Here is a 21,514-nt window from a genome sequence, read left to right as displayed (position 1 = left end):
ACACATCGTTTCCCGACCCGCTGCCGGGCCCCGATTGTCGCTTTCGGGAAATCGTCACGCGATTCCGGCGGTGACCAGCCGGATGAACCGGCGTCGAACCGGAAAGCCGGTGCTTCAGTCGTCATTGCACATGCATGTCATCGGAGGAAATTTTCGCGTCGTGCTCGGCGAAGCTCGGCGATTGACTGGTTTTCCCTGAATCGTACGAACAGGGTTCGCGCGTTTGTCCGATTAAATTCATGACACCGCCGCGTTGCACGCCTGAAACGTTTTATCGACGCAATTTTTGAGTGGCGTCGATGCGTCAATTTCACCCCCTTGGCGCAAGCCCATTTGCGACCGATGGTACGGATCTAGCTTGAAAGTAAAGCCATCTCCTCCCGGATTTATTTGTCTGGTTTCAATTGCGCAGCAAAAAATCAACGACATGGCGCCCCGATTCCGGAGGGTGATTCTCCATGCTCGTCTCGTGAGCGAGATGAACTTATTTTGCATATCAAAGGATGAAAATCATGCCTTCGCATCGCAATGAATCTTTTCGAAACGGGTTGAGCATCGCCGGATCACTCGTCGCATTGATCACCACGTTCGCCATCGCCGTCGGCGTTCAGGATGCGAATGCGCAGGCGACAGGCAACGCTTCCGTCATGAACATCAAGCCGCCTCCGCTCCCGAACGGCTCGGCTCACGTCAACGTGAAAGCAGGGATGGCCGACGAGGATTGGGAGAAGGCATACAAGGAAACGGGGCGCCCGAAGTTCACCAAGAATTCCGTCAAGAAACTCAACGGCAATGTGGAACGTGACTAGGGAGAAACGGCCATGAAAAAGATCTTGCTCGTCATCGCCCTGCTAGCGGGGCTCGCGCAAATGACATTGCCGGGCACCGCGCACGCGCAGGCCACCACTGCCCATACGCTCGTGCTGTACGACAACCCGGCCAACGACCCCTATTCGAAGCTCGGCCTGATGTACAGCATCATGCTGAGGAACCTGCTTGGCCATTTCAATGCGACGATCGATCTGGTTCCGATCCAGAACTACACGTCCGGCATGGTCGGCAGCCACGACGTCACGTTCTATATCGGCGACTACTACAACAACCCGATTCCGACGGCGTTCATGAGCGACGTGATGACCACCAAGAAGACGGTGGTCTGGTTCAAGTACAACCTGTGGCAACTGGCCTGGAACACGGCCTTCACGTTCAATCAGACCTTCGGGTTCAGCTTCCTGGGCCTCGCGGGGATGAACGCGACGCCGTCGGCGAGCAATCCGAATCCGGGCTTCTACGATACGGTCACGTACAAGAACCTGTCGATGGTCAAGTACTACGCCTATAACGCGTCGACGGGCGTCATCAGCGCGGATCCGGATATCGGATTGACCCAGGTCGTCGATTCCACCAAGGCGCAGGCGCTCGTCACCATCAAGAACAGCCAGAGCGGCGCAACCGCGCCGTACATCATGCGCTCGGGCAACTTCTGGTACTTCGCGGACATGCCGTTTTCCTACATCGGCCCGACGGATCGCTACCTGGTGATCTGCGACATCCTGCACGACATCCTGCAGACCAATGCACCGGTGAATCATCGTGCGCTCGTCCGTCTGGAAGACCTCGACGCGTATACGACGACGAGTTCGATGCAGCAGCTGACGAATTACATGTACTCGAAGCACATTCCGTTCACGATGGCAACCATCCCGTTGTATACGGACCCGAACGGCTATTACAACGGCGGCGTGCCGGAGACGATCCATCTGGCGCAGGCAACGGGCCTCAAGAAGGCGCTGAACTACGCGCTCGCGCGCGGCGGCTCGATCGTGATGCACGGTTATACGCACCAGTACGATTCGACGCCGAACCTGCTGAATGCAGTCAGCGGCAGCGACTACGAGTTCTGGTACGCGGTGCAGAACCGGCCGGTTGATGAGGACTCCATCCCATGGGCGGAAGGCCGAATGGCCGATGGCCTGCTCGAGTTCACGACCAACGGCTACAAGATCGTCGGCTGGGCCGCGCCGCAGTACCAGATGTCGCCGGCCGCGTCGTCGGCGACAGCCCTCACGTTCCCGACCACGTTCCAGCGGGCCGTGTACTACACGTCGACCAAGCCGCAACTCGGAACGGGTGCCGCCAACCAGGACTTTTCCGCCGGGCAGTTTTTCCCGTACATCATCAACGCCGATTACTACGGGCAGCGGATCGTTCCGGAGAACCTGGGCAGCGTGCAGTACAACATCTGCAATATCGACCCGTTCTCGTGCATCACGTACACGTGGCAGCAAATCGTGACCAATGCCCGGTATGGCCTGGCGGTACGCGACGGTTTCGCGTCGTTCTTCTTCCATCCGTACTGGCTTGAACCGGATCTCGGATTGCCGGCGTTCCAGGACTTCCAGAGCATGATTACCGGCATTACGAATCTCGGCTACACGTGGGTGGACGGCACGACGGCCAAGTGATGCAGGCGTAGCGGCAGCCCTGTGCGACCCGCATTGCCGATGCGGGTCGCACGTTTGCGTTCGATCGGCTACGATGACGCGCAGGCATGCTTCCGGAGAGCCAGCGATGACCACGTACGCGATCCCGGCCTGGCGCAGGATTCAACGGCGTATGGGCCGGCTTCGGCTCGCCGCGCGACCGGGCCCGCTTTCAGTCGCGCCGCGTTCGCCCCGGGCGGCGACGCTTGCGGCGATCGGCGCCTCGCTCGTCGTGGCCGCCTGCAGCTGGACCGCGCACGACGTGCACGCGGACGGCATCGTCTGGCAGGTGGACAACTCGACGACGAATCCGGTCGGCAACTGGCAGATGCTCGGCATTCACGATCTGCTGATTCAATGGACCGTCGTCGACGATACCGCGTTCATCGCCGGCACCCCGATCCAGCCTGCCGCGCACCTCCCCGACTGGGAGCGCATCGGTCGTGAGCCGTGGGCCAGGAACGTCATCCTGGGGCTGGCCGGCTACCAGGACGAAAAACGGGCGCGCACCCATCTGTCGACGCTCGCCGACCAGTCGCTGGAAGTGGCGCGCGCACCGGTTCCGCTGCATGTCGCCGGCTACTACTTTCCGGTCGAGATCGATCCGACCTGGCAGGACGCGCCAAAGCTCGCCGCCGTCCTACAACGGCTGCCGCGGCCGCTCTGGGTGAGCGTGTACGACCAGACCAACATCGGCGGAAAGGCGCTCGCGGACTGGCTCGCGGCGTGGCTGCCCGCGGACGTCGGCGTGTTCTTCCAGGACGGCTGCGGTGTCTATGCCCGCGAGCCGTATGTCGCGCGCGCCTACCTCGACGAACTGGTTGCGAAGCTGGGCGAACGGCGCGTGCGGGTCATCGCCGAGGCGTTCAGGCCTGCCGAGCGGGGCGGATTCCGTTCAGCCAGCGCCGACGAGCTGGGCAAGCAACTGCTGGCGTATCGCGGTTATCCCGTCTACCTGTTCGATGGTCCGCACTATGTGTCGGACGACCTCACGCGCACGCTCTCGACGTGGAAGCCGAAGCCGCCGCCGGCCGTGCCGGTGGGCACGGCGCACTGATCCGGTTCGGTTCCGGCGAGCGGGGCGGCCAGGGAGAGCGTGCGGCGAAACAGTCGGGCGGATCGGCTTTCCGGCGGCAACGCGTGCCCCGCACCCGGCGTACGCGGCCGATCGTCCATTTGCTGCTCCCGCGCCACACCCCATTTGATGACCAAACCGCAAGACCTAGTGCATAGATATCGTTTGCCGCGGCCTTAATGACTATCGACAATCGTGGCTCGATTTCGCCGCCGTGGCGCCAGAAGCGCAGCGGTGGCCGGTACCTGGCGGCTATCCCGGCCGTCCGCGCCATCCAGCTCACGACGACATGTACGCGTTCACTCCCTCATTCCAGAATCCCGCCGGCTCGCCGATCCGCGAACTGTTCAAGTACCTGTCCGAACCGGGCATGATTTCCTTCGCGGGCGGTTATCCGGCCAGCGACCTGTTCGACGTCGACGGCCTGAACGCGGCCGCCGGGCGCGCGTATGCGCAGCCGGTGCGCTGCCTGCAATACGGCCCGACCGATGGCCTCGCCGAACTGAAGCAGCAGCTGATCGCGTTGATGGCGCGCCGCGGTGTGGCGTGCACGGCGGCGGAGCTGCTCGTCACGACCGGTTCGCAGCAGGGGCTCGACCTGTTGCTGCGCGTGATGGTGTCGCCCGGCGACGTTGTGCTGACCGAGCAGCCGGCCTATCCGGCGACGCTGCAGGCGATGCGTCTGCAGCAGGCGCGCATCGTGACGATTCCGGTCGACGGCGCGGGGCTCGACGTCGATCGTCTCGGCGAACAGCTTTCCTCCGGCGCGATCGCGCAGCCGAAGCTGCTCTACACGGTCCCGACCTTCGCGAACCCGACGGGCGCGACGCTCACGCGCGAACGACGGCTGAAGCTGCTGCGTCTCGCGGTGCAATACCGCTTCCTGATCGTCGAGGACGATCCGTACGGCGACCTGCGTTTCGCGGGCGAAGCCGTGCCGTCGATGCTTGCGCTGGCCGACGAAGTGGACGGCGCACGCGACTGGATCGTGCATTTCGCGAGCCTGTCGAAGATCGTCGCGCCGGGGCTGCGCGTGGGCTGGACGATCGCGCCGGCCGAGATCGCGCGCCGCTGCGTGATCGCGAAGCAGACGGTCGACCTGTGCAGCACGCCGTGGACGCAGGCGACCGCCGCCGAGTATCTGGCCGACGGCGCGCTCGAACGCCATCTGCCGCGCATCACGGCCGCTTACCAGCGCAAATGCGCTGCGATGTGCGACGCATTGCGCGACGGCCTCGGCGATGCGATCGAGTTTCATCGTCCCGAAGGCGGGATGTTCGTGTGGGCGCGGATCGGCGCGGTGTCGTCGGACGTGCTGCTGCAACAGGCGATCGCGAACAAGGTCGTGTTCGTGCCGGGCAAGGCATTCTTCGCGGACAACGTCGACGCGGCATCGCTGCGCCTGTCGTTCGCCGCGCCGGACGTCGATGCGATCCGGGAAGGCGTCGCGCGCCTCGTGCGCGCGTATCGAGCGGCGCTCGCCGCGTGAGGAGACAGCAACGTGAACATCACCGTCAACGACACCGTACCGATGGGCGCGGCACCGCGCGCGGGCGATAACCGGCCCGTCGCGCACCGCTCGTCGCAGATCAGCGCAGGGCCGCAGTATGTGGCCGACGTGCTCGGCCGCTTCGGCGCACAGCCGGCGGACGACATCGGCGATGCGGCATCGGTCGTGCTCGGCTACAACTGAGCCGCGCGGCGGCGGCTGGCGCGTTGCACGCGTGCCGGCGCCGCCGCAAGCGGTTAAGCTTGCGCGATCGCAACACGCACGATCGCCGCTTCGCCATGTCCGACTCAACTTCCGAATCGCTCGCGCACACATACGAGCGCCTCTGGTCCTGCCTCGCATCCGGCGTGAGCGCGCAGCGTTCGCCGTTCACGATGCTGCAGGCCGCGACGCTCGGTATCGACGGCGCGCCGAAGGTACGCACGATCGTGTTGCGTCAGGTGAACCGTGCCGATCGTGTGCTGTCGTTTCATACCGATGCGCGTTCGGAGAAGGTCGCGGAGCTGCGCCGCGATCCGCGCATCGCGCTCGTCGCCAGCGATCTCGATGCGCTCGTGCAGATTCGCGTGGAGGGCGTTGCTTCGGTCAGCGACGACGAAGCGCAACGCCGCGCGATCTGGCAATCGAGCCGCCCGCATACGCTGCTGCTGTATCGCGCACCGTTGCCGCCGGGCACGCCGGTCGAGTCGCCCGAAGCCGCGCATGTGTCGGCGAGCCCGCGCGTCAATCCCGACGACGACGGTTACGAGAACTTCTGCCTGCTTCACGTGAGCGTGACGCGCATCGACTGGCTCGAACTCGCGCGCGCCGGCCATCGCCGCGCGGTGTTCGACCTGCACGAAGGCGGCTACGAAGGGCGGTGGATCGCGCCCTGAGCCGGACTGCTCACGCGCCGCTTTCGACGTGACGGGCCAATGCCGCGGCGAGGTACTGCTCCCCGTCGTCGATCGACCCGACGATCGCGGGCGCGACGACTTCTCCCCAGAACGGCAGACGCCACTGCGGATCGGGGTGATGCCCCAGGACGACGGCCCGATACAGGCCATCGGGCCGTTGCGCAATCAGCGTGACCAGATGCCGATCGGCGACGTGCGTTTCGGCAACGGGTTGCTCGCCGGGCATCAGCACGCCCGTCCAGATGCCGCCGTATCGTTCTTCCCATTCCATCGAGTGTCTCCTCGCGGCATATCGCTCTAAGCGCGCTTTCTCGCGCCGCGGCTGCCCGCCGAGTCGGGTGAATCGGGCGGCCGCCCGTCCGATGCCGCCTGCGCGGTCATCCATTCGCGCATCACGACGATGGCGTCGTCATCGCGCCGCTCGGCCGGATACACGAGATAAAACCCCATCGACAGCGGAAACGCGAAATCGAAAGGCTTGCACAGGCGGCCGGCGGCGATGTCGCGCTCGACGAGCGGATCGGTGGCGAGCGCGATGCCCTGGCCGGCGACGGCCGCATCGATCGCGAGCGACGTCTGGTTGAAGCGCAGCCCCTTGTGCGGATCGAGGTCGACGGGCTCCGGCATCGCGGCGAGGAACTCGGGCCACAGGTCGTGCGCGTCGTGCAGCAGCACGTGGCTTGCAAGCGCGCGCGGCGACGCCGGCGCGGCCAGCAGCGCGGGGCTGCACACGGCACACACGTCGAGCGGGAACAGCGCATGCGTGGCGAGATGCTTGCCGAACGGCGGCTTGCCGTAACGGATCGCGAGATCGACGCCGTCATGGCGGAACGTCGCGATCTGCGGGTCGGCGATCACGCGCACGTCGTAGTCGGGGTGTGCGTCGGTGAACTGCGCGAGCCGCGGAATCAGCCACTTCGACGCGAACGACGGCGTCGTGCTGATGGTCAGCGCGGCGCGCCGCTTCACGAGCTTGTCGGTCGCGTCGGCGATCGCGTGCAGCGCGCGCTGCACGTCGGAGAAATACGCGGCGCCGTCGTGCGTCAGCGCGAGGCCGCGCGGCAGGCGTTCGAACAGCTTCAGGCCGAGCACGTCCTCGAGGTGGCGAACCTGCTGCGCGACGGCGCCCTGCGTGACGCCGATCTCGTCGGCGGCGGCGCGGAAATTGAGGTGCCGCGCGGACACTTCGAACGCGCGGAGCGCATTCAGCGGCGGCAGGCGGGAGGGGCGAGGCGGCATCGTCAGGCTGTAGAAAAACTATCGGCTGGAGGCAGAAATACTGGTTCGACAGTCGGTATCGATGCGCCTACATTACCACCATGGCGCACCGAACGGCGGTTGCGCGGCGGCAGGATTCGAACGAGGAGCAGATCGTGACTGTAGAAAAAGTGGCGTTGATCACGGCGGCGGGCAAGGGCATGGGCGCGGCGATCGCGCGCGAACTGGCGGCGACGGGTTATCGCGTCGCGCTGATGTCGCCGTCGGGCAGCGCGGTGGCGCTCGGCGAGGAACTGGGCGGATTCGGCATCCAGGGTTCGGTGACGGAAGAAGCCGACATCGACCGGCTGGTGCAGGAAACGCTCGCGCGCTACGGCCGCATCGATGCGGTCGTGAACAACACCGGGCATCCGCCGAAGGGCGAGCTGCTGGCGATCACCGACGACAACTGGCATGCCGGGCTCGACCTGATCCTGCTGAACGTGGTGCGCGTGATGCGCCGTGTGACGCCGGTGTTCCAGAAGCAGGGCGGCGGCGCGGTGGTCAACATCTCGAGCTTCGCGGCGGACGCGCCGGAGCAGCCGATGCCCGTTTCGTCGGCACTGCGCGCGGCGCTGAGCGCATGGACGCGTCTTTACGCGGAACGTTACGCGGCCGAGCACATCCGGATGAACGCGGTGCTGCCGGGCTTCATCGACAGCTGGCCGGAAACGCCGGAGATCGTCGCACGCATCCCGGCCGGCCGCTTCGGCAAGACCGGCGAGATCGCGAAGACGGTCGCGTTCCTGCTGTCCGATGGCGCGGGTTACATCACCGGGCAGAACATTCGCGTCGACGGCGCGATCGTCAAGGCGCTGTGAACGTCGCGCGGGCGAGCGGCCGCAGCGGCCGGGCCGCTCGCCGCGCAGTCGCTACAAACGCGTACAAACCAGACAAATCCGGGATACATCAGACCTTTCAAATGGGCGACGCCGCGTGAGCCGGGCGCGCCGGATTGAAAGCGAAGGCGCGGCCCCGCGCGCGGCATGTTCACTTTCCACTTCACGAAAGGAGATGCCGAACGATGTCTTCCACACCGTTTTCCCCGATGCGTCGCCACCTGCTTGCCACGTCCGTGGCCGCAGGGGTCTCCGCGATGCTGCCCACGGCGCTGCATGCCGCGACCGGCGCGAGCGGCATACGCCCGTTCACCGCGCACATTCCCGACGAAGCCGTCGCCGACCTGCGCCGCCGCATCGCGGCAACACGCTGGCCGGGCCGCGAGACCGTCGCCGACGAATCGCAGGGGGTGCGGCTGGCGCGCATGCAGGCGCTGCTGCGCTACTGGGGCACCGATTACGACTGGCGCAAGGGCGAGGCGCGCCTGAACGGTTTCCCGATGTTCATCACGGAAATCGACGGGCTCGACATTCATTTCATCCACGTGCGCTCGCGGCACGAGAACGCGATGCCGATGATCATGACGCACGGCTGGCCGGGTTCGATCTTCGAGCTGCTGAAGGCGATCGGCCCGCTGACCGACCCGACCGCGCACGGCGCGAGCGCCGACGATGCGTTCCATGTCGTCGTGCCGTCGTTGCCGGGTTTCGGCTTCTCGGGCCGGCCGACGCAGACCGGCTGGGGTTCCGACCACATCGCGCGCGCGTGGGGCGAGCTGATGGCGCGGCTCGGTTATACGCGCTTCGTGTCGCAGGGCGGCGACTGCGGCTCGGTGATCTCGCACCGGATGGCGATGCAGCGCGTGCAGGGCCTGGCCGGGATTCACGTGAACATGCCGGCGACGGTGCCGCCGGATATCGCGACGCTGCTCGCGACCGATGCACCCGCGCCGGCGTCGCTGTCGCCGAAGGAGAAGGCCGCGTACGAGAAGCTCGCGACGTTCTATCGCGACAACTGCGGGTACTCGGCGATGATGGTCACGCGCCCGCAGACGGTCGGCTATGCACTCGCCGATTCGCCGTCCGGGCAGGCAGCGTGGATGTACGACAAGATTTCGCAGTGGACTTATAGCGGCGGCGTGCCCGAGCGTTCGATTCCGCGCGACGAGATTCTCGACGACATCTCGCTGTACTGGCTGACGAACACCGCGACGTCCGCCGCGCAGATCTACTGGGAGGATCACTCGAACAACTTCAATGCGGTGGATATCGCGTTGCCGGCCGCGATCACGGTGTTTCCGGGCGAGATCTACCAGGCGCCGCGCAGCTGGGCCGAGCGCAGCTATCACAACCTGATCTACTTCAACGAAGTCGACAAGGGCGGGCATTTCGCGGCATGGGAGGAACCGGAGTTGTTCGCGCGTGAAGTGCGCGCCGGGTTCCGGCCGTTGCGGCGCGTGTAAGCGAGGGAGGACGGGCGAACGCGGGCCGGCGCGGATGCGGCCGGCGTTTGCTTCCGTCGTGCACGTTCCTGAATTCACCGTAGCGTCGTTATTGCTGCCGGCGTTACCTGTTTAAGCGACCGTTTTACGGCAGAAACAGCACGGCGTTTCTGTTCACGATTGAATGACATATCGATGAACAAAACCCGTTCTGGAAGAAACATTCCATCGTAATTATTTGATTAAAAAGCGATTTTGATAAAAATCAAAATATGTCGCGTGAATTGACTGATGTATTGAAACCCTCAATACAATGATCCGCGACTGCACCTGAGTGCGGACAAATCATCCTGTTTATTGGCACGCGGTAAAAAGCCGAATCGGCTTTTTCACGGTTTCACCCGGTGAAAAAATACGACCCGAGGTTTCGCGATGACGAATAACGACGTGCGCGAGTCACGCATGGCTTGCGACGGCATGCGCCCGCTTGAAGGTCGAAGAGGTATCGTCGTCGGCTTGGCGAACGAGCAGAGCATCGCGTGGGGATGTGCGCGCGCATTTCGCGCGGCGGGTGCCGAACTGGCGGTGACCTGGCAATCCGACCGGGCGTTGCCGTACATCGAGCCGCTGCTGGACCAGCTGAAGCCGGCGATTGCGATGCCGCTCGACGTGAGCCGGGCCGACCAGATGCGCGAGGTGTTCGACACGATCGGCGAACAGTGGGGCGGCCTCGATTTTCTGTTGCATGCCGTTGCCTATGCGCCCCGGGCCGATCTGCACGGGCGCGTCGTCGACAGTTCGCCGGAAGGGTTCGCACTCGCGATGGACACCTCCTGCCACTCGTTCATCAGGATGGCGAAACTGGCCGAGCCGTTGATGACGTCCGGTGGAAGCCTGATGGCGATGACCTATATCGGAGCCGACCAGGTCATCGCGGAGTACGGCGTGATGGGCCCGGTCAAGGCGGCGCTGGAGGCCACCGTCCGATACCTCGCTGTCGAGCTGGGGCCGGCCGGCATTCGCGTGCATGCGGTGTCGCCCGGTGCACTGGCCACGCGGGCGGCCTCCGGGCTGCCGAACTTCGATCATCTGCTTGACGACACCGCCCGGCGTGCGCCATTGCGCCGTCCGCTCGACATCGACGACGTCGGTGCGCTGTGCACCTTTCTCGCCAGCGATGCCGCACGCGCGATGACCGGCGGTATTCACTACATCGACGCGGGGATGCACGTGCTCGGCTGACGCGAGGCAGCCGCTCCCGGAATGCGTCGAGATTCACCTTGCCCCTCTGGAGAACAGTGTTATGGATGCTGCCACGCAACTGGCGCGCAGTCATGAGATCGCCACGGAGATTGTCCACGTCCTGCAAAAGCGCACGCAGCACGCGCTGGAACAGTACGGGAAACGGTTGGGCGAAGCGTTCGACGGCAGCGACGGCCCCGGCCGGGCGCCGGGCGCCGATCCGTTTGCCATGCCATTCTCGCCGCTGGGCGCGTGGCATTACGCGGTTGACGCCGCACAGCGCGCGCTGCTGTTCTGGGACACGCTGCGCGAGCGCGGCACGCAATATGTCGAGCGCATGGCCGAGGGGCTCAAGCCGGTGCTGCATTTCGACTACGACGTCGTGCTCGACGGCCGGCAGTTCGCACGGCCCGTCAATTACGCGCTCGTTCACATCCAGCCGCCGGATGGCGTGATCGTCGACGCGTGCAAGCGGCCCTACCTGATCATCGATCCGCGCGCGGGGCACGGCCCCGGTATCGGCGGCTTCAAGGACGATTCGCAAGTCGGCGTGGCGTTGCGCGCGGGGCATCCCGTGTATTTCGTCGTGTTCTTCCAGGAGCCCGAGCCCGGCCAGACGTTGCTCGACGTGTGTGCCGCGGAACAGGCGTTCGTCCGGAAAGTGCGGGAACTGCATCCGGACAGCCTCAAGCCGGCCATCGTCGGCAACTGCCAGGGCGGCTGGGCCGCGATGATGCTCGCGAGTTCGTCGGCGGACGACACGGGCCCGATCGTCATCAACGGCGCCCCGATGTCGTACTGGAGCGGCGCGTGGAGCGAGGGGCCCGGCGACAATCCGATGCGCTATGCCGGCGGCATACTCGGCGGCACGTGGCTCGCGTCGTTTGCGTCGGACCTGGGCAACGGCAAGTTCGACGGCGCCTATCTCGTGCAGAACTTCGAGAACCTGAACCCGGCGAACACGTTGTGGGACAAGTATTACCACGTGTACGACCACATCGACACCGAGCCGCCGCGCTTCCTCGAGTTCGAGCGCTGGTGGGGCGGCTACTACCTGATGAACCGCGACGAGATCGAATGGATCACGCGCAACCTGTTCATCGGCAACAAGCTCTGGTCCGGCGAAGTGAAAGACGGATCGGGCAAGGCGTTCGACCTGCGCGAGATCCGCTCGCCGATCATCCTGTTCGCGTCGATGGGCGACAACATCACGCCGCCGCAGCAGGCGTTCAACTGGGTCGCGGACATCTACGGCAGCACGGAGGAGATCAAGGCGCGCGGGCAGGTCATCATCGGGTTGGTGGAAGAGGACGTGGGGCATCTCGGCATCTTCGTGTCCGGCAAGGTCGCGAAGAAGGAGCACGCGCAGATCGTCAGCGTGCTGGATGCCGTCGAAACGCTGCCGCCCGGCCTTTATGCGATGTCGATCGAGGAAGTGAAGAGCGCCGACGGGAAGGTCACGTACGACGTCACCTTCGCCGAGCACCGTCTGGAAGAGATCGCGCAATACTTCAACCGCTTCGGGCGCAAGGACGAACAAGCGTTCGAGGCCGTCGCCGCGTTGTCCGAATTCACGCAGCGCGCGTATGAACTGTTCATGCAGCCATACGTGCAGCAGGCATCGAACGAGACCACCGCGCACCTGTTGCGCGACTTTCATCCGCTGCGCTTCCAGCGCTGGGCGTTTTCGGACCTGAATCCCTGGCTTCGCTGGCTGAAGCCCGCCGCCGACACGGTCAGGGCCCACCGCCAGCCGGCCGACGACATCGAGCCATGGCGCAAGCTCGAACAGCGTGGCTCGGATATCGTCAGCGCGTCGCTCGACTGTTTCCGCGCGATGCGCGATGCAAGCATCGAGTCGCTGTTCTTCACGCTGTACACCCAGCCGGCCTTGCTTCATTTCGGGGAGCAGTATCGCGACCGTCACGCGGCTGCGCCGGCGGCGGCGGACCCCCGCGACCTGCCGTTCGTGAAGGCGGCGCTCGCGTCGATCGACCGTGGCGGCTACACCGAAGCGGTTGCGCGGGCGGCGTTCCTGCTCGAGCGCAACGGCGAACCGTTTCCGCTGGCGCAGCTTGCGGCCGAGCGCGAGCTTGCCGAAACCTATGCCGAATACCTGCCGAACCTGCCGCCCGACCAGTGGCGGCGCATCTATGGCGAGCAGGAGATCATCGCGACTTACGCGCCCCAACAGGCCGTCGCCACGCTGCCGGTGCTGCTTGCCCGGCCGGATGACCGCCAGCGGCTGCTGACGCTGCTGGACAAGCTGCTGGGCGATGCGCGCGTGCAAAGCGCGTCGGTGAGCGAGCAACAGTGGGCGGCGTTGCAACGCATTCGCGCGGTACTGGGCGCGCCGCCTGCCACGCTGCCGGCCAGGGGGCCGCTGGCGACACTCGAACGCGTGCAGTGACGGACAGCGAGGAACCGCAATGGAAACCCGACACGAGAAATATCGCCGCCTCATCGAACACTGCCAGGCGCTTGCGCCGATGCCGACGGCCGTCGCGCATCCGTGCGATCGAAGCTCGCTCGAGGGCGCGCTGGAGGCGGCGCGCAAGGGGCTGATCGCGCCGATCCTGGTCGGCCCGCGTGCGCGTATCGAAGCGACCGCCGCGGAGTTGCAGCTGCCGGTCGGCGATCACGAGATCGTCGATGCGCCGTACAGCGAGGCGTCGGCAGCGGCGGCGGTGCGGCTCGTACGCGACGGCCGCGCGTCCGCGCTGATGAAGGGCAGCCTTCACACCGACGAACTCATGGCCGAAGTGGTGCGGCACGATTCCGGGTTGCGCACGGGCCGGCGCATCAGCCATTGCTTCGTGATGGACGTGCCCGCGCACGCCGACCCGCTGATCGTGACCGACGCGGCGATCAATATCGCGCCGACGCTCGAGGAAAAGGTCGACATCCTGCAGAACGCGATCGATCTCGCGCATGCGCTGGATTTTCCGCAGGTTCGTGTGGCGATCCTCTCGGCCATGGAGACGGTCAACCCGAAAGTGCCGTCGACGCTCGAAGCCGCTGCGCTGTGCAAGATGGTGGATCGGCGGCAGATTACCGGCGCACTCGTCGACGGCCCGCTGGCGCTCGACAACGCGATCGATCCCGAAGCCGCGCGCATCAAGCAGATCGATTCGCCGGTGGCCGGGCACGCGAACGTGCTGATGGTGCCGAACCTCGAAGCGGGCAACATGCTTGCCAAGAGCCTGTCGTTCCTGGCCGGCGCAGACGCGGCGGGCATCGTGCTCGGCGCGCGCGTACCCGTCATCCTGACGAGTCGTGCCGATTCGTTGATCACCCGGCTGGCTTCCTGCGCGGTCGCGATGCTCGTCGCGAACGTGCAGCGCGAAGCGGCCCGGCGCGCGGGGTGACGCCATGGCAGACGTGATTCTGGTGTTGAATGCCGGCTCGTCGAGCATCAAGTTTTCCGCATTCGACGTGCACGGCGACACGCTCGGCCTGATCGTGCATGGCCAGGTCGAGGGCCTGTACACGGCCACGGCGCACTTCAGCGCCGTCGACCGCCACGCGGAGCGTCACGAGCGGCAATGGGCCGGCGGCGATACGTTCGGCCATCAGGAAGGGCTCGAGCAGATCGCCGCGTTCCTGGGCGCGCATCAGGAAGGGCACCGTCTCGCGGCGGTGGGCCATCGCGTCGTGCACGGCGGACAACGCTTCAGCGGCCCGGTGCGCGTCACGCCCGAGATCGTGGCCGAGCTGGAGAAACTCACCCCGCTCGCGCCGTTGCATCAGCCGCACAACCTGACGCCGATTCGTATCCTCGAAACGATGCGGCCCGGCGTCGAGCAGGTGGCCTGCTTCGACACGGCGTTCCACTGCACGCAGCCTGCGGTGACCCAGGCGTTCGCGCTGCCCGCGTCGATCACCAGCCGGGGCGTGCGCCGTTACGGTTTCCACGGGCTCTCGTACGAGTACATCGCGAGCGTGCTGCCCGACGTCGCGCCGGCGGCAGCGCGCGGGCGCACGGTCGTCGCCCATCTCGGCAACGGCGCGAGCATGTGCGCGCTCGTGGCAGGCAAGAGCGTCGCGAGCACGATGGGGTTCACGGCGCTCGACGGGCTGCCGATGGGCACGCGTTGCGGCAACCTCGATCCCGGCGTCGTGATCTTCCTGATGGAAGCACTCCGGATGGACGTGCGCGCCGTCGAGGATCTGCTCTATCGGCGTTCCGGGTTGCTCGGCGTGTCCGGCCTGTCGAGCGACATGCGCACCCTGCTCGCGAGCGACGACCCGCACGCGCGCTTCGCCATCGAGCTGTACGTCTACCGCATCGCGCGCGAACTCGGTTCGCTCGCGGCCGCGATGGAGGGAATCGACGCCGTCGTGTTCACGGCGGGGATCGGCGAGCACGCGGCGGCGATTCGCGAGGGGGTGTTGCGCCGTGCGGCGTGGCTCGGCGTCGAGATCGATGTCGACGCGAACGGCACGGGCGGGCCGCTGATCACGACGGCATCGAGCCGCGTGTCGGCGTGGGTGATCCCGACCGACGAAGAACTGATGATCGCGCGCCATACGCACCGGCTGATCCGGTGACGGGCGAACGAGCAAGGAATCCTCATGGCTGAACTACTGCTGGTCAATGTCGAAGAACACGCGCGCGACGACGAGGTCGGCGCGTTCCTGGCGCGGCATGGATTCCCGCAGTTCGATGCGATCGAGCGCGTGCCGGCCGGGATCGGCACCCCCATCGCGCTGCTCCGGTTCAACACGCTGTCGTCGGTCGCGCTTTACTCGCTGCGCGCCCGGATCGATCACATCTCGTGGCGGGGCCGCTCGATTCGCGCGCATATCCTGCCGGACCGGAAGGACTGAACGGCTGCGTGCGGCGGCGTGGTTCGAGCGATGAATGCGCGCCGGCCGGCATGCGGCCGGTGTTCATCGGCGGAGTGGGGCGGTGTCATGCCTCCGCGATGTCTCGGGGCGGCGTCGCCGTCAGATGATCCGGCACGTGCCGTGTACGTCCCTCAGCCACGTGAGAAGCATCATCGCGGCATAGACACAAGGCAGCACGATCAAGAATCGACGCCACGTTACCTTGAAATGCGGAAGCCGCCGGACGACCGCGGCGAGGGCGATGCACGCAACCAGCCCGACCGGCAAGATGTTCCGGTTGTCCCGGAAGGCGGCAAAAACGAAAGCCGCCGTGAAAAACACGACCCAGACCACGGCACCGCCAAGGGTGTCGCAGTAGGCGGTGGCGTATCCGGAGAACCACGCGAGCAGAAGCGCCGCAAGCCCGAACGCGGTCAGGATGGTCGCGAGCCAGAGCGGCGGCCCGTTCGTGCCCGCCTGTCGCACGGGAGCGTCTTGTTGGTCGGCATCGGTCAATTCGGTCACCTGCAATCGGGCGGGTTGTCACGGCAAGCGGCGTAGTATCGCCGCGTTTCGGCGCCGAAGCGAGAGGCGGTGCGTGGCCATGCCATCGGCGGGGCAGCCCGGCGCGTGGCACGTGGTCCCTGCGAACCCGCATTTCCCGCCCGATTTTTGAATCGTCGTGTGTCGTGTTCGCCGACAGATACGTTGGGATACAAAGCCTCGCCAGGGCTCGGGTATAAAACCGGTGAAGCGATTCACACGGCGGCGCGATGCCATGCGCCGCTGCCGAGAATGCAGATTCCCGAGTGCCCGCACGTGCCGCGGTCACCTTCCTTAGCGATCGACACTGGAGAACGAGTCATGCCCGAAACCGTGAACACCCGCCGCCGCCTGATCCTGGGTACGACGCTGGCGAGCCTCAGCCTTGCCGACCTCGGCTTCAGCGCCCTGGCGCACGCGCAGTCGGCACCCGATGCAGCGCCTGCGAAGCGCGCGGCCGGCGTCGCGTCACTGGGCACGATCCACCAGATCGACGCGGGCGTGCTCAACGTCGGGTATGCGGACCTCGGGCCGAAGAACGGCCCGGTCGTGTTCCTGCTGCACGGCTGGCCGTACGACATCTACAGCTATGCGGAAGTCGCGCCGCTGCTCGTCGCGGCCGGCTACCGCGTGATCGTGCCTTACCTGCGCGGCTACGGGTCGACGACGTTCCGCTCGGCCGACACGGTGCGCAACGGCCAGCAGGCCGTGACGGCCGTCGACATCGTTGCGCTGATGGATGCGCTGAAGATCGACCGGGCGGTGTTCGGCGGTTACGACTGGGGCGCGCGCACGGCCGACATCATCGCGGCGCTGTGGCCGCAGCGCGTGAAGGCGCTGGTGTCGGTGAGCGGCTACCTGATCGGCAGCCAGGAGGCGAACCGCAAGCCGCTGCCGCCGCAGGCCGAATTCCAGTGGTGGTATCAGTTCTACTTCACGACCGAGCGTGGCGCGCTGGGCTACGCGGCGAACCGCGATGCGTTCAACAAGCTGATCTGGCAGCTCGCATCGCCGAAATGGCAGTTCTCCGACGAAACCTACGCGCGCACGGCCGCGTCGTTCCAGAACCCCGATCACGTGGCCGTCGTGATCCACAACTATCGCTGGCGTCTCGGGCTCGCGAAGGGCGAGGCGCAATACGACGACCTCGAGCGGCGCCTTGCGGCAGGCCCTGCGATTACGGTGCCGACGATCACGATGGAAGGCGATGCGAACGGCGCGCCGCATCCGGAACCGGCCGCGTACGCGAAGAAGTTCACCGGCAAGTACCAGCACCGCACGATCACCGGCGGCATCGGCCACAACCTGCCGCAGGAAGCGCCGCAGGCGTTCGCGGATGCGATCCTGCAAGTGGAGCACCTGTGATGCGGGCGCGCATGGGTCGCGTGCGGCGCGGCGTACGCCGCGGGTTCGTCGCGGGCGTGCTGCTGGCCGGCGCGTGGTCGGCGAGCAGCACGGCCGCGTTCGCGGAGCAGCCGAAGCCGGCTGCTGCCGCCGCGTCGCCGATTTACGGCGTGACGATCCCGCCCGGCTACCGGAAGTGGGAAATGGTCGCCCCGGCCGAAGAAGCCGCGCCGCTCGATGAACTGCGTGTCGTACTCGGCAATCCCGTCGCGATCCGTGCGCTCGAACAGGCGACACTGCCGTTTCCGGACGGCACGATCCTGGTGAAGCTCGCGTACAAGCGCAAGCAGTCCGACGAGTTCGCGCCGGCGACGGTGCCCGGACAGGCGACGACCGTGCAGGTGATGGTGAAGGACTCGCGCCGCTATGCGTCGACGGGCGGCTGGGGGTTCGGGCGGTTCATCAACGGCGTGCCGGCCGATATCGGCCAGCACCAGACGTGCTTTGCGTGCCATCAGGCGCGGGTGAAGAATCACGATTACGTGTTCACGCGGCTGGCGCCGTGACGGCGGTGTGAGCAAGGTGAGTCGCCGGGATGCTCGCGGCTCATTAACGTCCCGTCATCGGTGGCGAATGGTGTGCGACTGCTCGCCCCATAACCCCGCTCGTGCCGGCTCCGGATTCGACCCGGCCGCCGTAGGCGCGTCGCCTGCGTGGCCGATTCCCGTATTGCGTCCATTCCCGTGAATGACTCGGCGACGCGATCCTGGTCGCACGGATCGCGCCTCCGAGCCGTCTGCGTCACCACGAATAGCCCTGCATTCCGTAATTGGTGTCGTGCCGGCGTCCCCACCACGGCAGGTACGCATTGTTCCCGCCACGCGCGCGGAACCAGTCCTTGTCCGGATCGATCGGCGTGAGCGTCGACGGTGGCCTGACGACGACCGCGACGGGATGCTCCGGGTCGGTCGTGCCGGCGACGCGCGGCAGAAGCGAGCGGTTTTTCAATCCGTCGAGATGGTCAGGTTCGTCATCCGCCGAGGCCGCCGGGTGACGCACTTGTGCGCGGCGCCGTGTCCTGATCGGCCGGTGATTGAGTCGTTATCGTCCGGACCTGCATGGCGAATTCGACGAGTTTGTATCGCACTGTATCCAGCGCTGCTCCGGAAACATCGGATTGCACTGAAACCCTGCTTCAGAAACATGCCGGATACGTGGGCGGGTTCTACTGTCGACATGCAGGAAACGTTCGATGCCAGACGATCTGGATCGGATGCCGAATGATCGACCGACCTACTTCCTTCAAGGAGAACCCTCATGAAAGCCGCTCGCATCCTCGCCGTTGCCGTCCTCGCCGCCGTCCCCGCCCTGTCGTTTGCCGATACCGACCACGGCCTCACGCGTGCCGACGTGCGCGCCGAACTCGTCCGCCTGGAACAGGCCGGCTACAACCCGGCGCGTAGCGAACCGCATTACCCGGAAGACGTCGCCGCCGCGCTGCAGGTCGCGCGTTCCGACCAGAACGGCCCGTCGAAGTCGCAAGGCGACAACGTGGCCGACGCATCGACGCGTGCCGGCCATCGCGACGCGGCGCAAGCGCATTCCGCGCACAACGCATACGACGACCTGTACGCGCATTCGTGATCCGGTGCCGCGCCTGCCTCGTGCGCAGGCGCAGCCGCCACCGCGGCACGTTCAGACAACACAACACAACAGAGCAAGGAGCAAGACGATGGCCGGTTTGATGAAGCGCGTTCTGGTGTCCGCCGCGGTGATCGGCGGACTGTTCGGTGCGGTCGCGGCGCAGGCTGCGCAGAAGGACGACCTGAAGGGCACGAACGTCGTGCTCGTGCACGGCGCATTCGCCGACGGGTCGAGCTGGAACCGCGTGATTCCGCTGCTCGAGGCGCGCGGGCTGCATGTGGTGTCGGTGCAGAATCCGCTGAGCTCGCTCGCCGACGATGCAGCCGCGACGAAGCGCGCGATCGACGAACAGAAGGGACCGGTCGTGCTGGTCGGCCATTCGTGGGCCGGCGTCGTGATCAGCGACGCTGGCAACGACGACAAGGTGAAGTCGCTCGTGTACGTCGCCGCGTTCGCACCCGACAACGGCCAGTCGATCGCGGACGTCACGCAGGGGCTGCCGGCACCCGCATGGGCTGGCGAACTGCGCAAGGATGCGGGCGGCTTCGCCACGTTGTCGGACAAGGCGATCGCGCAGGATTTCGCGCCGGACCTGTCGCCCGCACAGCAGCGCATCGTCGCGGCGACCCAGGGGCCGTGGTACGGCGGGTGCATTTCGGAGAAGGTCACGCAGGCCGCGTGGCATGTGAAGCCGTCGACGTTCGTCGTCGCGACGCAGGACCGGATGATCGATCCGAAGCTGCAGGAAACGATGGCGAAGCGGATCGGCGCGACGGTCGCGCGCGTGAACGGCAGCCACGTGTCGTTGCTGAGCCAGCCGAAGGCCGTGGCCGACGCGATCATCGCGGCGGCGGAACGGGCGAAGCAGGAAACGCAGTGAGTGAACGCGGCGCCGCGCTTTCGCAGGCAAGCGCGGTGGCGCGAGTGACGGAGATGTCTTTTCACGAGGAGGAGTCATGACGCAACTGTGGCAACTGCCGGCAACCGAACTCGCGAAACGCGTCCGGCATCGTGACGTGTCCGCGCGCGAAGTCGCGGACGCCGTGCTCGATCGTCTCGACGCGGTGAATCCGGCGATCAACGCGGTGATCGAACACCGGCCCGACGACGTGCGGCGTCAGGCCGACGAAGTCGATCGCGCGATCGCGCGCGGCGACGATCCGGGGCCGCTCTCGGGCGTGCCCGTCACCGTGAAGATCAACGTCGACCAGGCGGGTTTCGCGACGACCAACGGCACGCGCCTGCAGGAGAACCTGATCGCGCATGCCGACAGCCCGGTGGTCGGCAACCTCAGAAAAGCCGGCGCGATCCTGCTCGGCCGCACCAATTCGCCGACGTTCGCGCTGCGCTGGTTCACGTCGAATCTCGTGCACGGCCACACGCGCAATCCGCGTCATCCGTCGCTGACGCCGGGCGGATCGAGCGGCGGCGCGGCGGCGGCCGTGGCCGCGGGAATCGGCCCGCTTGCCGTCGGCACCGACATCGGCGGCTCGGTGCGTTACCCCGCCTACGCATGCGGCGTGCACGGAATCCGGCCGTCGCTCGGGCGCGTGCCGGCGTTCAACGCGTCGTCGCCCGAGCGGGCGATCGGTGCGCAGTTGATGTCGACGGCCGGCCCGATCGCACGCACGATCGACGATCTCGCGCTCGCGCTGCGTGCGGTCGCCGCGCCCGACCCACGCGACCCGTGGCACGTGGCGGTGCCGTTCGACGGGCGCGAGGTGCCGAAGCGCGCGGCGCTATGCGTGCGGCCGGGCGGCCTGCAGGTCGTGCCCGAAGTCGAGGCCGCGTTGCGCGATGCCGCGCGACGGCTGGTCGATGCGGGCTGGACCGTCGACGAGATCGACGACACGCCACCGATGCGCGAGGCCGCACTGCTGCAGGAGCAGCTCTGGCTCGGCGACGGTTTCGATGCACTGGCGAACGCGGTTGCCGGCGATGGCGATCCGGGCGCGGCGGCGGTGGTCGAGGCCGTGCGCGGCAAGGTGCGCGACCTGCCGGCCGACGTGATCGGCCGCGCGCTCGTCCGGCGTACGACGCTGACACGGCAGTGGCGGCTGTTTCTCGATGAATATGCGGTCGTGTTGCTGCCGGTATCGTCGGAGCTGCCGTTCCCGGACGATCTCGACCGGCAGGGGCAGGACGGATTCGATCGCGTGTGGGAGGCGCAGCTCACGTTGCGCGCGCTGCCGGCGATGGGGCTGCCGGGGCTTGCCGTGACGACGTCGCTCGAGAATGGCGTGCCGGTCGGCGTGCAGGTGGTCGCCGCGCACCATCGCGAGGATCTGTGCCTGCTCGCCGGGCGCGACATCGAAGCGCGCGGCGTGCCGGTTGCGCCGGTCGACCCGGTACAGTAACCGGCAGACGCACAAGCGAATGCGTCGGCGATGCCCGTCAGGCATCGTGCAG

At 66.4% G+C, this 21,514-nt stretch carries 21 protein-coding genes and 1 pseudogene; 18 read left to right on the top strand and 4 right to left on the bottom strand.

The window, feature by feature from the left end; translation table 11 throughout:
• Window positions 1-512: 512 nt before the first annotated feature.
• The 6 genes from VK92_RS32645 to VK92_RS32620 all read left to right on the top strand — a co-directional run bounded on the left by VK92_RS32645 (window position 513) and on the right by VK92_RS32620 (window position 5,943).
• A complete protein-coding gene (locus VK92_RS32645; protein WP_048021737.1) occupies window positions 513-809 on the top strand; it encodes a hypothetical protein in 297 nt (98 codons plus the stop codon).
• 12 nt (window positions 810-821) lie between these two features.
• On the top strand, window positions 822-2,465 hold the full coding sequence (locus tag VK92_RS32640) for a DUF2334 domain-containing protein (RefSeq protein WP_048021642.1): 1,644 nt from the start codon (window positions 822-824) through the stop codon (window positions 2,463-2,465).
• Window positions 2,466-2,571: 106 nt separating this feature from the next.
• Window positions 2,572-3,540 (top strand): hypothetical protein, encoded by a 969-nt coding sequence (locus VK92_RS32635; RefSeq protein ID WP_048021644.1) that lies wholly within the window; start codon window positions 2,572-2,574, stop codon window positions 3,538-3,540.
• Between the two features lie 307 nt (window positions 3,541-3,847).
• Entirely contained in the window at window positions 3,848-5,047 is a 1,200-nt protein-coding gene (locus VK92_RS32630; protein ID WP_048021645.1) for an aminotransferase-like domain-containing protein, read from the top strand.
• A 12-nt stretch (window positions 5,048-5,059) separates the two neighbouring features.
• Complete coding sequence (locus VK92_RS32625; protein WP_048021647.1) at window positions 5,060-5,251, top strand: hypothetical protein; 192 nt, start codon at window positions 5,060-5,062, stop codon at window positions 5,249-5,251.
• A 95-nt stretch (window positions 5,252-5,346) separates the two neighbouring features.
• Window positions 5,347-5,943, top strand: a complete 597-nt coding sequence (locus VK92_RS32620) for a pyridoxamine 5'-phosphate oxidase family protein (RefSeq protein WP_048021739.1) — start codon at window positions 5,347-5,349, stop codon at window positions 5,941-5,943.
• A 10-nt stretch (window positions 5,944-5,953) separates the two neighbouring features.
• Here the strand turns inward: VK92_RS32620 and VK92_RS32615 are convergent, their stop codons facing one another.
• Both VK92_RS32615 and gcvA read right to left on the bottom strand, forming a co-directional pair.
• The gene (locus VK92_RS32615; protein WP_048021649.1) at window positions 5,954-6,235 is read right to left on the bottom strand and encodes a hypothetical protein; all 282 of its coding nucleotides are present in this window, start codon (window positions 6,233-6,235) and stop codon (window positions 5,954-5,956) included.
• Window positions 6,236-6,261: 26 nt separating this feature from the next.
• Window positions 6,262-7,203, bottom strand: coding sequence for a transcriptional regulator GcvA (gene gcvA / locus VK92_RS32610; RefSeq protein ID WP_048021651.1), 942 nt, complete (start codon window positions 7,201-7,203; stop codon window positions 6,262-6,264).
• Between the two features lie 134 nt (window positions 7,204-7,337).
• On the opposite strand from gcvA, the gene VK92_RS32605 reads away from it, so the two are divergent.
• The 7 genes from VK92_RS32605 to VK92_RS32575 all read left to right on the top strand — a co-directional run bounded on the left by VK92_RS32605 (window position 7,338) and on the right by VK92_RS32575 (window position 15,574).
• Window positions 7,338-8,042 (top strand): SDR family oxidoreductase, encoded by a 705-nt coding sequence (locus VK92_RS32605; protein WP_027790713.1) that lies wholly within the window; start codon window positions 7,338-7,340, stop codon window positions 8,040-8,042.
• Window positions 8,043-8,245: 203 nt separating this feature from the next.
• Window positions 8,246-9,523, top strand: coding sequence for an epoxide hydrolase family protein (locus VK92_RS32600; RefSeq protein ID WP_021156719.1), 1,278 nt, complete (start codon window positions 8,246-8,248; stop codon window positions 9,521-9,523).
• Window positions 9,524-9,934: 411 nt separating this feature from the next.
• A complete protein-coding gene (gene fabI, locus VK92_RS32595; RefSeq protein WP_419761807.1) occupies window positions 9,935-10,744 on the top strand; it encodes an enoyl-ACP reductase FabI in 810 nt (269 codons plus the stop codon).
• A 61-nt stretch (window positions 10,745-10,805) separates the two neighbouring features.
• On the top strand, window positions 10,806-13,154 hold the full coding sequence (locus tag VK92_RS32590) for a DUF3141 domain-containing protein (RefSeq protein ID WP_048021653.1): 2,349 nt from the start codon (window positions 10,806-10,808) through the stop codon (window positions 13,152-13,154).
• A 19-nt stretch (window positions 13,155-13,173) separates the two neighbouring features.
• Entirely contained in the window at window positions 13,174-14,112 is a 939-nt protein-coding gene (locus VK92_RS32585) for a phosphate acetyltransferase (RefSeq protein WP_048021654.1), read from the top strand.
• Window positions 14,113-14,116: 4 nt separating this feature from the next.
• Window positions 14,117-15,295, top strand: a complete 1,179-nt coding sequence (locus VK92_RS32580) for an acetate/propionate family kinase (RefSeq protein WP_048021656.1) — start codon at window positions 14,117-14,119, stop codon at window positions 15,293-15,295.
• A 24-nt stretch (window positions 15,296-15,319) separates the two neighbouring features.
• On the top strand, window positions 15,320-15,574 hold the full coding sequence (locus tag VK92_RS32575) for a hypothetical protein (protein ID WP_021156724.1): 255 nt from the start codon (window positions 15,320-15,322) through the stop codon (window positions 15,572-15,574).
• 120 nt (window positions 15,575-15,694) lie between these two features.
• Here VK92_RS32575 and VK92_RS32570 read toward each other — a convergent pair whose 3' ends face one another.
• Window positions 15,695-16,099 (bottom strand): hypothetical protein, encoded by a 405-nt coding sequence (locus VK92_RS32570; protein WP_053077909.1) that lies wholly within the window; start codon window positions 16,097-16,099, stop codon window positions 15,695-15,697.
• 339 nt (window positions 16,100-16,438) lie between these two features.
• Between VK92_RS32570 and VK92_RS32565 the strand changes: the two genes are divergently transcribed.
• Both VK92_RS32565 and VK92_RS32560 read left to right on the top strand, forming a co-directional pair.
• On the top strand, window positions 16,439-17,482 hold the full coding sequence (locus VK92_RS32565; protein WP_048021657.1) for an alpha/beta fold hydrolase: 1,044 nt from the start codon (window positions 16,439-16,441) through the stop codon (window positions 17,480-17,482).
• The gene (locus VK92_RS32560; RefSeq protein ID WP_048021659.1) at window positions 17,482-18,027 is read left to right on the top strand and encodes a cytochrome P460 family protein; all 546 of its coding nucleotides are present in this window, start codon (window positions 17,482-17,484) and stop codon (window positions 18,025-18,027) included. The genes VK92_RS32565 and VK92_RS32560 overlap by 1 nt, the downstream gene beginning before the upstream one ends.
• 235 nt (window positions 18,028-18,262) lie before the next feature.
• Here the strand turns inward: VK92_RS32560 and VK92_RS32555 are convergent.
• Window positions 18,263-18,442, bottom strand: a pseudogene (locus VK92_RS32555) (virulence factor); the annotation flags it as partial.
• 336 nt (window positions 18,443-18,778) lie between these two features.
• Between VK92_RS32555 and VK92_RS32550 the strand changes: the two are divergent.
• The 3 genes from VK92_RS32550 (at window position 18,779) to VK92_RS32540 (ending at window position 21,462) form a co-directional block, all read left to right on the top strand.
• The gene (locus tag VK92_RS32550; RefSeq protein WP_048021663.1) at window positions 18,779-19,105 is read left to right on the top strand and encodes a DUF4148 domain-containing protein; all 327 of its coding nucleotides are present in this window, start codon (window positions 18,779-18,781) and stop codon (window positions 19,103-19,105) included.
• A gap of 88 nt (window positions 19,106-19,193) precedes the next feature.
• Complete coding sequence (locus VK92_RS32545; protein ID WP_048021664.1) at window positions 19,194-19,985, top strand: alpha/beta fold hydrolase; 792 nt, start codon at window positions 19,194-19,196, stop codon at window positions 19,983-19,985.
• Between the two features lie 76 nt (window positions 19,986-20,061).
• Entirely contained in the window at window positions 20,062-21,462 is a 1,401-nt protein-coding gene (locus VK92_RS32540; RefSeq protein WP_048021666.1) for an amidase family protein, read from the top strand.
• Window positions 21,463-21,514: the final 52 nt, after the last annotated feature.

Origin of the sequence: Burkholderia sp. LK4, from assembly GCF_001043615.1 — a bacterium.
GTDB classification, from domain to species: Bacteria; Pseudomonadota; Gammaproteobacteria; order Burkholderiales; family Burkholderiaceae; genus Burkholderia; species Burkholderia cepacia.
Note: the sequence above shows the minus strand (reverse complement) of the source record. Positions and strands in the feature narration are given on the sequence as shown.

What these genes read in the sequence shown, in the direction of transcription:
- VK92_RS32645 (WP_048021737.1), top strand. Translation starts at nt 513, where the DNA reads ATGCCTTCGCATCGCAATGAATCTTTTCGAAACGGGTTGAGCATCGCC.
- VK92_RS32640 (WP_048021642.1), top strand. Translation starts at nt 822, where the DNA reads ATGAAAAAGATCTTGCTCGTCATCGCCCTGCTAGCGGGGCTCGCGCAA.
- VK92_RS32635 (WP_048021644.1), top strand. Translation starts at nt 2,572, where the DNA reads ATGACCACGTACGCGATCCCGGCCTGGCGCAGGATTCAACGGCGTATG.
- VK92_RS32630 (WP_048021645.1), top strand. Translation starts at nt 3,848, where the DNA reads ATGTACGCGTTCACTCCCTCATTCCAGAATCCCGCCGGCTCGCCGATC.
- VK92_RS32620 (WP_048021739.1), top strand. Translation starts at nt 5,347, where the DNA reads ATGTCCGACTCAACTTCCGAATCGCTCGCGCACACATACGAGCGCCTC.
- VK92_RS32615 (WP_048021649.1), bottom strand. Translation starts at nt 6,235, where the DNA reads ATGGAATGGGAAGAACGATACGGCGGCATCTGGACGGGCGTGCTGATG.
- gcvA (WP_048021651.1), bottom strand. Translation starts at nt 7,203, where the DNA reads ATGCCGCCTCGCCCCTCCCGCCTGCCGCCGCTGAATGCGCTCCGCGCG.
- VK92_RS32600 (WP_021156719.1), top strand. Translation starts at nt 8,246, where the DNA reads ATGTCTTCCACACCGTTTTCCCCGATGCGTCGCCACCTGCTTGCCACG.
- fabI (WP_419761807.1), top strand. Translation starts at nt 9,935, where the DNA reads ATGACGAATAACGACGTGCGCGAGTCACGCATGGCTTGCGACGGCATG.
- VK92_RS32590 (WP_048021653.1), top strand. Translation starts at nt 10,806, where the DNA reads ATGGATGCTGCCACGCAACTGGCGCGCAGTCATGAGATCGCCACGGAG.
- VK92_RS32585 (WP_048021654.1), top strand. Translation starts at nt 13,174, where the DNA reads ATGGAAACCCGACACGAGAAATATCGCCGCCTCATCGAACACTGCCAG.
- VK92_RS32580 (WP_048021656.1), top strand. Translation starts at nt 14,117, where the DNA reads ATGGCAGACGTGATTCTGGTGTTGAATGCCGGCTCGTCGAGCATCAAG.
- VK92_RS32575 (WP_021156724.1), top strand. Translation starts at nt 15,320, where the DNA reads ATGGCTGAACTACTGCTGGTCAATGTCGAAGAACACGCGCGCGACGAC.
- VK92_RS32565 (WP_048021657.1), top strand. Translation starts at nt 16,439, where the DNA reads ATGCCCGAAACCGTGAACACCCGCCGCCGCCTGATCCTGGGTACGACG.
- VK92_RS32560 (WP_048021659.1), top strand. Translation starts at nt 17,482, where the DNA reads ATGCGGGCGCGCATGGGTCGCGTGCGGCGCGGCGTACGCCGCGGGTTC.
- VK92_RS32550 (WP_048021663.1), top strand. Translation starts at nt 18,779, where the DNA reads ATGAAAGCCGCTCGCATCCTCGCCGTTGCCGTCCTCGCCGCCGTCCCC.
- VK92_RS32545 (WP_048021664.1), top strand. Translation starts at nt 19,194, where the DNA reads ATGGCCGGTTTGATGAAGCGCGTTCTGGTGTCCGCCGCGGTGATCGGC.
- VK92_RS32540 (WP_048021666.1), top strand. Translation starts at nt 20,062, where the DNA reads ATGACGCAACTGTGGCAACTGCCGGCAACCGAACTCGCGAAACGCGTC.